The sequence below is a fragment of the Streptomyces lacrimifluminis genome (assembly GCF_014646095.1).
Lineage (GTDB): Bacteria > Actinomycetota > Actinomycetes > Streptomycetales > Streptomycetaceae > Streptomyces > Streptomyces lacrimifluminis.
This window is the reverse complement of sequence record NZ_BMMU01000002.1, coordinates 388,533-400,112: the sequence shown is the minus strand read 5'-3', so window position 1 is coordinate 400,112 and position 11,580 is coordinate 388,533. Positions and strand designations below refer to the sequence as shown.

The 11,580-nt window shown below is 70.4% G+C and carries 12 protein-coding genes and 1 pseudogene; 9 read left to right on the top strand and 4 right to left on the bottom strand.

Translation table 11 applies throughout. From position 1 onward, the window contains the following. Positions 1-84: 84 nt before the first annotated feature. Complete coding sequence (locus IEY89_RS41460) at positions 85-216, bottom strand: LPFR motif small protein (RefSeq protein WP_268240720.1); 132 nt, start codon at positions 214-216, stop codon at positions 85-87. 150 nt (positions 217-366) lie between these two features. Here IEY89_RS41460 and IEY89_RS04850 point away from each other — a divergent pair. Then, a pseudogene (locus IEY89_RS04850) lies at positions 367-609 on the top strand (DJ-1/PfpI family protein); the annotation flags it as partial. A gap of 70 nt (positions 610-679) precedes the next feature. Here IEY89_RS04850 and IEY89_RS04845 read toward each other — a convergent pair. Then, positions 680-1,444, bottom strand: coding sequence for an enoyl-CoA hydratase/isomerase family protein (locus tag IEY89_RS04845; protein WP_189145984.1), 765 nt, complete (start codon positions 1,442-1,444; stop codon positions 680-682). Positions 1,445-1,686: 242 nt separating this feature from the next. Between IEY89_RS04845 and IEY89_RS04840 the strand changes: the two genes are divergently transcribed. Next, the gene (locus IEY89_RS04840; protein WP_189146105.1) at positions 1,687-2,196 is read left to right on the top strand and encodes an ATP-binding protein; all 510 of its coding nucleotides are present in this window, start codon (positions 1,687-1,689) and stop codon (positions 2,194-2,196) included. A gap of 3 nt (positions 2,197-2,199) precedes the next feature. Here IEY89_RS04840 and idi read toward each other — a convergent pair whose 3' ends face one another. Both idi and IEY89_RS04830 read right to left on the bottom strand, forming a co-directional pair. Continuing rightward, entirely contained in the window at positions 2,200-2,796 is a 597-nt protein-coding gene (gene idi, locus IEY89_RS04835; protein ID WP_189145983.1) for an isopentenyl-diphosphate Delta-isomerase, read from the bottom strand. Positions 2,797-3,026: 230 nt separating this feature from the next. Further along, complete coding sequence (locus IEY89_RS04830) at positions 3,027-3,965, bottom strand: cation diffusion facilitator family transporter (protein WP_189145982.1); 939 nt, start codon at positions 3,963-3,965, stop codon at positions 3,027-3,029. Between the two features lie 421 nt (positions 3,966-4,386). Here IEY89_RS04830 and IEY89_RS04825 point away from each other — a divergent pair, with 421 nt between their 5' ends. From IEY89_RS04825 to IEY89_RS04795, 7 genes are all read left to right on the top strand, one after another. Next, positions 4,387-6,222, top strand: coding sequence for a DUF5941 domain-containing protein (locus tag IEY89_RS04825; RefSeq protein WP_189145981.1), 1,836 nt, complete (start codon positions 4,387-4,389; stop codon positions 6,220-6,222). Next, entirely contained in the window at positions 6,219-6,971 is a 753-nt protein-coding gene (locus IEY89_RS04820) for a phosphocholine cytidylyltransferase family protein (protein ID WP_189145980.1), read from the top strand. The genes IEY89_RS04825 and IEY89_RS04820 overlap by 4 nt, the downstream gene beginning before the upstream one ends. Then, positions 6,959-8,020: an iron-containing alcohol dehydrogenase family protein gene (locus IEY89_RS04815; protein WP_189145979.1), complete on the top strand. Its 1,062-nt coding sequence runs from the start codon at positions 6,959-6,961 to the stop codon at positions 8,018-8,020. Before IEY89_RS04820 ends, IEY89_RS04815 begins: the two co-directional genes overlap by 13 nt. Continuing rightward, on the top strand, positions 7,998-8,780 hold the full coding sequence (locus tag IEY89_RS04810; protein ID WP_189145978.1) for a CDP-alcohol phosphatidyltransferase family protein: 783 nt from the start codon (positions 7,998-8,000) through the stop codon (positions 8,778-8,780). Before IEY89_RS04815 ends, IEY89_RS04810 begins: the two co-directional genes overlap by 23 nt. Before the next feature lie 8 nt (positions 8,781-8,788). After that, positions 8,789-9,661, top strand: coding sequence for a glycosyltransferase family 2 protein (locus IEY89_RS04805; protein WP_189145977.1), 873 nt, complete (start codon positions 8,789-8,791; stop codon positions 9,659-9,661). A gap of 99 nt (positions 9,662-9,760) precedes the next feature. Further along, positions 9,761-10,690: an ABC transporter permease gene (locus IEY89_RS04800; protein ID WP_189145976.1), complete on the top strand. Its 930-nt coding sequence runs from the start codon at positions 9,761-9,763 to the stop codon at positions 10,688-10,690. Further along, positions 10,683-11,462: an ABC transporter ATP-binding protein gene (locus IEY89_RS04795; protein ID WP_189145975.1), complete on the top strand. Its 780-nt coding sequence runs from the start codon at positions 10,683-10,685 to the stop codon at positions 11,460-11,462. The genes IEY89_RS04800 and IEY89_RS04795 overlap by 8 nt, the downstream gene beginning before the upstream one ends. Positions 11,463-11,580 lie beyond the last annotated feature (118 nt).

Here is an 11,580-nt window from a genome sequence, read left to right as displayed (position 1 = left end):
CTGAGGTTGCGCGGCAATTGTGGCAGGTGGCACCGACATCCGGGGATCAGGGCGGCAGACCCGGCGGGCCGGGACGGGCCCGGCTCAGGTCCGGCGGCCGCGGGCCGAGTTCGAGGCACCGCCGAACAGCCGGGCCAGTGCCCGGAACGGCAGAGTAACGACGGTGGCTATGGCGCCACCGATCTGGCGCAGTACGTCTGCGATCGCGCGGAACACGTAACTCCCCTTTCGTCGTCCGGCCACTGCGGCCGGAACAATCGGATACCTCGGAGATCGCCATCCATGCGTGCCCGCCCCGTGCCGAAGGCAGGAAGGGTGGGAAACCCGTCATTGCCGCCATCACCCGTGGCCGCCAGGAATCGGGGCCTGGCGCAACGAACCCTTCTCGTCGTCCTCTTCGACGGCGTCCAGAGTCCCGATGTCTCCGGCCCGGTCGACGTGCTCGCGGGGGCCTCGGCCCGGCACCCGGGCAGCTACCGCATCCGTACGGCCTCACTGACCGGGGAGCCGGTCCGCACGTCCAGCGGTCTCACCCTCGTACCGGACGGGACGCTCGCCGACGTACCCGTACCGCACACCCTCCTGGTCCCCGGCGGCCCGGGCTCCCGCGCCTGGTCGACCGGCGCCCCGCACAAGGCACCCGCGCACCTGGTCGAACTGCTGCGCTCCCGCAGCCGGTTCACCGTGGCGTGGGCGACGCCGGCCCCGTCCAGGAGAAGTCGGGGGTACGGCGCTCCAGGAACGCGGCGACGCCCTCCGTGGCTTCGCCGCTCTCCCGCGCCTGCTCTGCCCAGTACGCGTCCCGGTCGGTGCGCCCGTCCGCGAACTCCTTCGCCGCCGCCTGGGTGAGGCGCGAACGCGAGGCGAGGAGACGGGTGAACTCCGCGACCCGCTTGTTGAGTTCGCCCCCGGGCACCAGCTCGTCGAGGAACCCGGTGCGCAGCGCGCGCTCCGCGTCGATCAACTCGCCCGAGAACAACAGGTACTTGGCCGTCGCCGGGCCCACCAGGGCCGCCAACCGCCGCGTGGAGGACGCCGAGTACACCAGGCCCAGCTTCGCCGGAGTCACCCCGAACAGTGCCCCCTCCTCGGCGAACCGCAGATCGCAGGCCGCCGCGAGCTGTGCCCCGCCGCCCACACAGTGCCCGCGAATCGCCGCGAGCACCGGCTTCGGAAAGGCCGCGAGCGCGTCCTCCGCCAGCACGGACAGCCGCTGCGCCTCCTCCGGCGAGCCCTGGAGCGTCGAGATGTCGGCCCCCGCGCAGAACGTCCCGCCCGCTCCCGTGAGCACCAGGGCGTGGACGTCCGGATCGGCGGCCAGGCCGGCGAGCAGCGGCGGCAGCGCACGCCACATGCCGGCCGTCATGGCGTTGCGCTTGGCCGGGTGGCGGATGACGACGGTGGCGATCCCGTCGGCGGCACTGTGGGTCAGCTGCGGCTCCATGCGCCGGATCGTATCCGCCGGTGACGGACGTCCCGACGGGGCGGCACCAAACCCGTACAACCCGAATAGTTCACGAAGTGGGCCCGAGATGACCATGTCCAGTCGTTTGCGGGCTCGTGCCGCACACCATCTGTCAGTAGCGCTCGATACGTGCTGACTTCTGTTCAGTTCTCCGGTGGGGACCCGTCGTTGCCAACACTCATCGTGTGGTGACAATCGAGCGCGAGGGCGGCGACCGAACGATGGAGAACCATGGGCGCGAGTCCGGCTCCCGCCCAGCGGACGACGACGTACCCGTGGAGCGGAGACCTCCGGATCCGCTTCCCTACGAAGGGGTCTGGAGGTTCACCGCGCCCGCCGTCGACGCCTCCGTCCCGCAGGCGCGGCACGCCGTCCGGGACCTGCTGTACCGGCAGGGCGTACCGGCCCCGCCGGACCTGGTGAACGGGCTGCTGCTGATCGTCTCGGAGCTGGCGACGAACGCCGTCCGGCACGCGGCGGTCCTGTCGCCGACACTCGCCGTGGAGGTCGCCGTCGGCGCCGAGTGGGTGCGGGTGTCCGTGGAGGACAACCACCCCTACCGCCCCACCGCCCTGGAGGCCGACCACGGCCGGACCGGAGGACGCGGTCTGCTGCTGGTCCGCGAGATCACCAGGGAGGCGGGCGGGGTCTGCGACATCGAGCACACGGCGAGCGGCGGCAAGGTCGTCTGGGCGGCGCTGCCGCTCACGCCCGCCCAGGGCCGGCCGTAGCCGTCACCAGCCGGCTGACGGGCCCGTCAGCTCCCGGACCGCCGGCCGCGCCGCGTCCAGCACGGTCATGAACCAGGCCGAGAACGGGTCCTTCGCATGCCGCTCCGCCAGTTCGGCCGGGGTCACGAACTCCGTGTCCCCGACCTCCTCCGGGTCCGGCGCGAGCGACGACTGCGCCATCCCGACGAACAGGTGGTTGTACTCCTGCTCCACCAGCCCCGACTTTGGGTCGGGGTGGTTGTAGCGGACCGTGCCCGCCTCGGCGAGCAGCGACGGGGAGATCCCCAGCTCCTCGTACGTCCGCCGGGCCGCCGCCGCGAAGGGCGCCTCCCCGGGATAGGGGTGGCCGCAGCAGGTGTTGGACCAGACACCGGGGGAGTGGTACTTGCCCAGCGCGCGCTGCTGGAGGAGCAGTCGGCCCTGCTCGTCGAAGAGGAAGACGGAGAACGCCCGGTGCAGCAGACCCGGTGGCTGGTGGGCGGAGAGCTTCTCGGCGGTGCCGATCGTCGTGCCGTTCTCGTCGACCAGCTCCAGCAAGATCGCTTCTGCGGTGCCGTTCGACGAACTGTTGTGCGTCGCGGTGGCAGGTGTGATCGGCATACCCATCCTTCGCCTCGGTCTTCGAGTCCCAAGTCTGCCGTACGAATCCGGCACTCCCGGCACTTCGCGGCGCCCCCCGCATGTCCGCCGCGAAAGCGGACCAACGGTGACCGGAAAGTCAAGCGTGCCCTGTTCCCCGGCCGGGGAACCGCCCGTGAGGGGGCTCGAAGAAGGAGACGCGGGCGCGCGCCGGACGGCTGCGTTCCGTCGGCGGCGCGCGTCAGACGGGTTCAGAGGCAGAGCTTCGACTCGTGCTCCGCGTGCCCGCTCGGCTCCAGCTGGAAGGTGCAGTGCTCCACGTCGAAGTGGTCGCCCAGGCAGCCCTGGAGCTCGTGCAGCATCTTCTCGTGCCCGATCCCGCTCAGCACCTCCGAACTGACGACCACGTGTGCCGACAGCACCGGCATCCCGGAGGTGATCGTCCAGGCGTGCAGGTCGTGTACGTCCTCCACGCCGGGCAGCGCCACTATGTGGGCCCGCACCTCCGCCATGTCGACGTCCCGGGGAGCCGCCTCCAGCAGCACGTTCAGTGTCTCGCGCAGCAGCTTCCAGGTACGCGGGACGATCATCAGGCCGATGACGACAGAGGCGATGGGGTCGGCCCGCTGCCAGCCCGTCGCCATGATGACGACCGCCGAGATCAGCACCGCCAGCGAGCCCAGCGCGTCCGCGGCGACCTCAAGGAAGGCGCCGCGCACGTTCAGGCTCTCCTTCTGGCCGCGCATCAGCATCGTCAGCGAGATCATGTTGGCGACCAGGCCGATCAGACCGAAGACGACGGTCACCCCGCCCTCGGTCTCCGCGGGCGTGACGAACCGCTGGATCGCCTCGTACAGGACGTATCCGCCGACGCCGAGCAGCAGCAGACAGTTGGCGAGCGCGGCGAGGATCTCGGCGCGGGCGTACCCGAAGGTGCGGTTGCCGCTCGGCGGGAGGTTCGCGAAGTGGATCGCGAGCAGCGCCATACCGAGGCCGAGCGCGTCCGTCGCCATGTGTGCCGCGTCCGCGATGAGCGCGAGCGAGTCGGCGATGATCCCGCCGACGATCTCGACGACCATGACGGTGAGCGTGATGGCCAGCGCGAAACGCAGCCGCCCGCGGTACGCCGCTGCCGCCGTACCCGTGGTCGGCGCGCCGTGCGCGTGTCCGTGATCGTGCCCAGCCCCCATGGAAGCCGCCTCCTGGTGTTCGTCCCGAATCCCCGTCCCGGGATCAGTCAACTACGGGTGGGGGGTATGTGGCAACGCGGCACTGAACACCGTTGTCATGTGCTCTGACCTGCGGAAACGAAAAGCAGGTCAGCGGGTGTGGAGATCAACGCGACTCCACGGACAGGGACGCGACGAGGGAGGCCGTGGCGGTCCTTGACGCGGGTCACGGTTTGTGCGCGGCAGGCCGGGTCGCTCATGATGATCCGGTCGAGGCGGCCGACGGTCCGCCGGAATCGGACCCTGAACAGCCGGTGAACCAAGGCCCGGCCCCATCCGATAGCCTCTGCCGACATGCTGCCCGGCCACCGTGGGTCAGGGTTCCCCCACCATCACGTACAGGACCGGCGTGCACGCGTCGGCGTCCAGGGAGTGAGTTCGGTTGCCGACCGCCATCCTCACGGGTCAGCCGGTTCCCGGATCGTCGATCGAGGGCGATCTGCGGGCCCTCGGCTTCGACGTGCGGAGCGCGACCGACGTCGCCGACACCGAGACCCTCCTCGCGGAGTCGTCCTGTGACGAACGGGTCGCCGTCGTGGACGCCCGCTTCGTCGGCCATCTCCACGCCCTGCGCCTCGGCCTCACCGACCCCCGCTTCCCGCTGGCCGCGCTACCGGGCGCCGTGACGGCACAGCCCGGCGCCGGCCGCACCGCCCTGACCCGCGTACTGGCCCGGGAGATCTCCGCGAGCGGCGACGCCCGGGACGACCCCGGCTCAGCGCCCTCCGCCGTCGCCGTGGACAGCCTCGCCGACCGCATCGCCCTCGCCCTGGACGCGGACGGCGTCGGCGTCCACCGCCCCGGCTTGGGCAGCCTGACCGCCGTAGTCCCCGCCGGTCCCGAGGCGCGCGAGCTGGCACGGCAGACCGTCGCCGACGTCGACGAAGAGGCCGTACGCCTGAAGTCGGCGGTGAAGTCCCGGGACGGCTTCTTCACCACCTTCTGCGTCAGCCCGTACTCCCGGTATCTGGCCCGCTGGTGCGCCCGCCGCGGCCTCACCCCGAACCAGGTCACCACCGCCTCGCTGCTCACCGCGCTGATCGCGGCAGGCTGCGCGGCCACCGGCACCCGCGGCGGCTTCGTCACGGCGGGCGTACTCCTCCTGGTCTCCTTCGTCCTGGACTGCACCGACGGCCAGCTCGCCCGCTACTCCCTCCAGTACTCCACGCTCGGCGCCTGGCTGGACGCCACCTTCGACCGTGCCAAGGAGTACGCCTTCTACGCGGGCCTCGCACTGGGCGCGGCCCGGGGCGGCGACGACGTATGGGCGCTGGCCCTCGGCGCGATGGTCCTGCAGACCTGCCGGCACGTCGTCGACTTCGCCTTCAACGAGGCCAACCACGACGCGACGGCGAACACCAGCCCCACCGCCACCCTCTCCGACCGCCTCGACGGGGTCGGCTGGACGGTCTGGGTACGGCGGATGATCGTCCTGCCGATCGGCGAGCGCTGGGCCCTGATCGCCGTCCTCACGGCGCTCACCACCCCCCGGACCACTTTCACCGTGCTGCTCGTCGGCTGCGGCTTCGCGGCCACGTACACCACGGCGGGCCGCGTCCTGCGCTCACTCACCCGAAAGGCCCAGCGCACCGACCGGGCGACGCGCGCACTGGCTGACCTCGCGGACAGCGGACCGCTCGCGGAGCTGATCGGGCGCATCCCCGTGCGCACACCGGGCAGCTCGCGCTTCATCCCGGCGCTGGAAGCCACCGTGCCGTTGGTTGTCGCGCTGTGGCTGTGCTCCTACGGCAGTTGGGTGCCCGTCGCCTTCGCCGCGCTGTACGTGTTCAGCTCGGGTGCCGCGGTCTCGATCCCCCTCAAGGGCCGCCTCGACTGGCTCGTCCCGCCGATCTTCCGGGCCGCCGAATACGGCACAGTCCTCGTTCTCGCGGGCAAAGCGGAGGTAAACGGAGCACTTCCCGCGGCTTTCGGACTCGTGGCCGCCGTCGCCTACCATCACTACGACACGGTGTACCGCATCCGTGGCAACGCCGGAGCGCCCCCGCGCTGGCTGGTACGGGCGAGCGGAGGGCACGAGGGCCGGACGCTGGTGGTCGTCGTACTGGCCGCGCTGCTCAGTGCCTCGCAGTTCGTGGTCGCGCTCACGGTCCTCGCCGTGGCCGTGGCCCTGCTGGTGCTCACCGAGAGCATCCGCTACTGGGTGACCGCCCACCAGGGCGGCGCGCCCGCCGTACACGACGAAGGAGTACCCGCATGATCGGCCTCGTGCTGGCGGCCGGCGCCGGACGGCGTCTGCGCCCCTACACCGACAGCCTGCCCAAGGCTCTCGTGCCGGTCGGCCCCGCGGGCGACGAGGACGGCCCCACCGTCCTCGACCTCACCCTCGCCAACTTCGCCGAGATCGGTCTCACCGAGGCCGCGATCATCGTCGGCTACCGCAAGGAAGCCGTGTACGAGCGGCAGACGGCCCTGGAGAAGAAGTACGGGCTGAAGGTCACCCTCATCGACAACGACCGCGCCGAGGAGTGGAACAACGCCTACTCCCTCTGGTGCGGCCGTGACGCCCTCGCCGACGGGGTGATCCTCGCCAACGGCGACACCGTGCACCCCGTCTCCGTCGAACGGACACTGCTCGCCGCGCGCGGCGACGGGAAGCGGATCATCCTGGCCCTCGACACGGTGAAGGATCTCGCCGACGAGGAGATGAAGGTGGTCGTGGACCCGGAGCAGGGCGTGCGGAGGATCACCAAGCTGATGGACCCCGCCGAGGCCACCGGCGAGTACATCGGCGTCACCCTCATCGAGGGCGCCGCCGCCGCGGACCTGGCCGACGCGCTGAAGACCGTGTGGGAGACCGACCCGCAGCAGTTCTACGAGCACGGTTACCAGGAACTGGTGAACCGCGGCTTCCGGATCGACGTGGCGCCCATCGGTGAGGTCCCGTGGGTCGAGATAGACAACCACGACGATCTCGCCCGAGGACGGGAGATCGCGTGCCGGTACTGACGAGGCTGATCCCCTCGCCGGTCGTCGTCGACATCCGCCGGGGGGCACTGAACGACCTGGCGGACGTACTGTTCGACCAGCGGATCTCGCACTCCGGGAAGATCGCCGTCGCGATCAGCTCCGGTTCCGGCGCCAGGCTGCGCGCGCGGCTCGCCCCGGCGCTGCCCGGCGCGAGCTGGTACGAGGTCGCCGGCGGCACCATCGACGACGCGGTCAAACTGGGCGACGCCATCAAGTCCGGCCACTACGACGCCGTGGTCGGCCTCGGCGGCGGCCGGATCATCGACTGCGCCAAGTTCGCCGCCGCCCGCGTCGGCCTGCCCCTCGTCGCCGTCGCCACCAACCTCGCGCACGACGGCCTGTGCTCCCCGGTCGCCACCCTCGACAACGACGCGGGACGCGGCTCGTACGGCGTACCGAACCCGATCGCCGTCGTCATCGACCTCGACGTGATCCGCGAGGCACCCGCGCGGTTCGTGCGCTCCGGGATCGGCGACGCCATGTCGAACATCTCGGCGGTCGCCGACTGGGAGCTGGCCTGCCAGGTCAACGGCGAGAAGATGGACGGACTCGCCGCAGCGATGGCCCGCCAGGCCGGCGAAGCCGTGCTGCGCCACCCCGGCGGGGTGGGCGACAACGCGTTCCTCCAGGTACTTGCCGAGGCCCTCGTCCTCACGGGTATCGCCATGTCGGTGTCGGGCGACTCCCGCCCGTCCTCCGGCGCCTGTCACGAGATCAACCACGCCTTCGACCTGCTGTACCCCAGGCGCGCCGCCAGCCACGGCGAACAGTGCGGCCTCGGCGCCGCCTTCGCCATGTTCCTGCGGGGCGCACTCGACGAGGCGGCTTACATGGCCGAGGTGCTGCGCCGGCACGGGCTGCCGGTGCTGCCGGAGGAGATCGGCTTCACCACGGACGAGTTCGTACGGGTCGTCGGGTACGCCCCGCAGACCAGACCCGGTCGCTACACGATCCTGGAACACCTCGACCTCACGAACGACCAGATCAAGGACACGTACGCGGACTATGTCAAGGCCATCGGTAGCTGAACTACGCCCCGTCGTCCACCCCGAAGGGGTGAAGGACCGGCGCAGCGGCGAGCACTGGGCGGGACGCCTCTACATGCGCGAGGTGTCCCTGCGGGTCGACCGCTACCTGGTGGACACCAGGATCACGCCCAACCAGCTCACGTACCTGATGGTCGTCGCGGGCGGTCTGGCCGGCGCGGCACTCCTGGTGCCGGGCCTCACCGGGGCGGTCCTGGCCGTCGTACTGATGCAGCTGTACCTGCTCCTCGACTGCGTCGACGGGGAAATCGCCCGCTGGCGGGGCCAGACCTCGATCACCGGCGTGTACCTCGACCGGATCGGCCACTACCTGTGCGAGGCGGCCCTGCTGATCGGCTTCGGGCTGCGCGGCGCCGATCTGTGGGACGGCTCCGGGAGCCCCGAGTGGCTGTGGGCGTTCCTCGGCACCCTCGCGGCCCTCGGCGCGATCCTGATCAAGGCCGAGACCGATCTGGTGGACGTGGCCCGGTCCCGCAGCGGCCTGGCCGCCGCCAAGGAGGAGCTGTCGGTGCCGCGCTCCGAAGGGCTCGCCCTGGCCCGCAAGGCCGCCGCCGCGCTCCAGTTCCACCGGCTGATCGGTGGCATCGAGGCGAGCCTGTTCATCTTCTTCGTGGCGGTCCTCGACCTCATCGGCGGCGACCTGTTCTGGACCCGCCTGGGCATCGCGGTCCTGGCCGGCATCGCCATCCTGCAGACCGTGCTGCATCTCGTGTCCATCCTCGCGTCGAGCAGGTTGCGGTGAGTACGGGGATGAGAGTCGGCGCGGTGATCATCACCATGGGCAACCGCCCCGACGAACTGCGCGCCCTCGTCGACTCGATCGGCAAACAGGAGGGCGACCCGGTCCAGATCGTCGTGGTCGGCAACGGCTCGCCCGTCCCGGACCTCCCCGAGGGCGTACGGAGCATCGAGCTGCCCGAGAACCTCGGCATCCCCGGCGGACGCAACGTCGGCATCGAGGCGTTCGGCCCGGCCGGCCGCGACGTCGACATCCTGATGTTCCTGGACGACGACGGCCTCCTCGGCCACCAGGACACCGCCGAACTGTGCCGCCAGGCCTTCGCCGCCGATCCGGAGCTGGGCATCATCAGCTTCCGTATCGCCGACCCCGACACCGGCCTCACCCAGCGCCGCCATGTCCCCCGCCCAGGCACCACGGACCCGATGCGCAGCTCCCGGGTCACCAGCTTCCTGGGCGGCGCCAACGCCGTCCGTACCAAGGTCTTCGCCCAAGTGGGCATCCTCCCCGAGGAGTTCTTCTACGCCCACGAGGAGACCGACCTCGCCTGGCGGGCCCTCGACGCGGGCTGGATGATCGACTACCGGGCCGACATGCTGCTCTACCACCCCGCGACCGCGCCCTCGCGGCACGCCGTCTACCACCGCATGGTCGCCCGCAACCGTGTCTGGCTGGCCCGCCGAAACCTTCCCGCCCCCCTCGTACCCGTGTACCTGGGGGACTGGCTGCTCCTCACACTCCTCCGCAGACCCTCCCGCCCGGCCCTCAGGGCCTGGTGGGGCGGGTTCAAGGAGGGCCTGACCACCCCGTGCGGGCCGCGCCGGCCCATCCGGTGGCGTACGGTGTGGCGGCTGACCCGACTGGGCCGCCCCCCAGTGATCTGACAAGCTCTCCCTGAGAGCCCCGCGGGCCGGCCGCATCCCGGCCACGGCCCGCGCTCTGCCCCGTTCAGCTGCGCATATTGAAGACGAAAGTTTCCATTTGTGAGTGAGACAACGCATGACGGCGGTGTCGCGGTGAGCGACCGACCGTCACCCGACGACGGCCTCTCCGCGGCCGACCTCGCCGCGAAGTACGGGCTCGCCGTGAGCGGCGCCCGCCCTCGACTCGTCGAGTACGTCCGCCAGCTCTGGGGACGGCGTCACTTCATCCTGGCCTTCTCGCAGGCGAAACTGACCGCCCAGTACAGCCAGGCCAAACTCGGCCAGCTGTGGCAGGTGGCCACACCGCTGCTGAACGCGGCCGTGTACTTCTTCATCTTCGGCGTGATCCTCGAAGCCGACCGCGGTATGCCCCGCGAGGTGTACATTCCGTTCCTCGTCACGGGCGTCTTCGTGTTCACCTTCACACAGAGCTCGGTGATGGCGGGCGTACGCGCGATCTCCGGCAATCTGGGCCTGGTGCGCGCCCTGCACTTCCCGCGCGCCGCCCTGCCGGTCTCCTTCGCGCTCCAGCAGCTCCAGCAGCTGCTCTTCTCGATGATCGTGCTGTTCGTGGTGGCGGTCGGCTTCGGCAGCTACCCCAAGGCGTCCTGGCTGCTGATCGTCCCGGCGCTGGTACTCCAGTTCCTCTTCAACACCGGGCTCGCGCTGATCATGGCCCGGTGGGGCGCGTCGACCCCGGACCTCGCCCAGCTGATGCCGTTCGTGATGCGTACGTGGATGTACGCGTCCGGCGTGATGTTCTCCATCCCGGTCATGCTGGCCGACAAGCCGCAGTGGCTCGCCGACGTCCTCCAGTGGAACCCGGCCGCCATCTACATGGACCTGATGCGCTTCGCGCTCATCGACGGCTACGGCTCGGAGAACCTGCCGCCGCACGTCTGGGCGGTCGCGGGCGGCTGGGCCGCGCTCCTCGCCGTCGGCGGTTTCGTGTACTTCTGGAAGGCGGAGGAGAGGTACGGCCGTGGCTGACCCGATTCCCGGGGACAAGATCCCCACTGTCATCGCGGACGAGCTCCACATCGTCTACCGCGTCAACGGCGCCAAGACCGGCAAGGGCAGCGCCACCGCCGCCCTCAACCGCATCATCAGGCGCGGCGAGTCACCCGGCGTCCGCAAGGTGCACGCCGTACGGGGCGTCTCCTTCGTCTCCTACCGTGGTGAGGCCGTGGGCCTGATCGGCTCCAACGGCTCCGGCAAGTCGACCCTGCTGCGCGCCATCGCCGGCCTGCTCCCGGCCGAGAGCGGCCATGTGTACACGGACGGGCAGCCCTCGCTCCTCGGCGTCAACGCCGCCCTGATGAACGACCTCACGGGCGAACGGAACGTCATATTGGGCGGCCTCGCGATGGGTATGTCCCGCGAGGAGATCAGGGAGCGCTACCAGCAGATCGTCGACTTCTCCGGCATCAACGAGAAGGGCGACTTCATCACTCTGCCCATGCGCACCTACTCCTCCGGCATGGCGGCGCGGCTGCGGTTCTCCATCGCCGCGGCCAAGGACCATGACGTACTGATGATCGACGAGGCACTGGCGACCGGCGACCGCTCCTTCCAGAAGCGCTCCGAGGACCGCATCCGCGAGCTGCGCAAGCACGCGGGCACGGTGTTCCTCGTCAGCCACAACAACAAGTCCATCCGTGACACCTGCGACCGTGTCCTGTGGCTGGAACGCGGCGAACTGCGCATGGACGGGCCGACGGACGAGGTCCTCAAGGAGTACGAGAAGTTCACCGGCAGGTAGCCGGTCGGTGAACCGGTCATCAACCGGGCGAATCGGGGCCCCGCCGGAACTGTTCCGGCGGGGCCCCGCGTCTGCAAAGGAAACGTCAACTCCGTGACGCCCTAGGAATCTTGACGCC

Bases quoted from the DNA above. Each gene is read 5' to 3' on its own strand.
- IEY89_RS04845 (WP_189145984.1), bottom strand. From the start codon at position 1,444: ATGGAGCCGCAGCTGACCCACAGTGCCGCCGACGGGATCGCCACCGTC.
- idi (WP_189145983.1), bottom strand. From the start codon at position 2,796: ATGCCGATCACACCTGCCACCGCGACGCACAACAGTTCGTCGAACGGC.
- IEY89_RS04840 (WP_189146105.1), top strand. From the start codon at position 1,687: ATGGAGAACCATGGGCGCGAGTCCGGCTCCCGCCCAGCGGACGACGAC.
- IEY89_RS04810 (WP_189145978.1), top strand. From the start codon at position 7,998: ATGTCAAGGCCATCGGTAGCTGAACTACGCCCCGTCGTCCACCCCGAA.
- IEY89_RS04805 (WP_189145977.1), top strand. From the start codon at position 8,789: ATGAGAGTCGGCGCGGTGATCATCACCATGGGCAACCGCCCCGACGAA.
- IEY89_RS04830 (WP_189145982.1), bottom strand. From the start codon at position 3,965: ATGGGGGCTGGGCACGATCACGGACACGCGCACGGCGCGCCGACCACG.
- IEY89_RS04820 (WP_189145980.1), top strand. From the start codon at position 6,219: ATGATCGGCCTCGTGCTGGCGGCCGGCGCCGGACGGCGTCTGCGCCCC.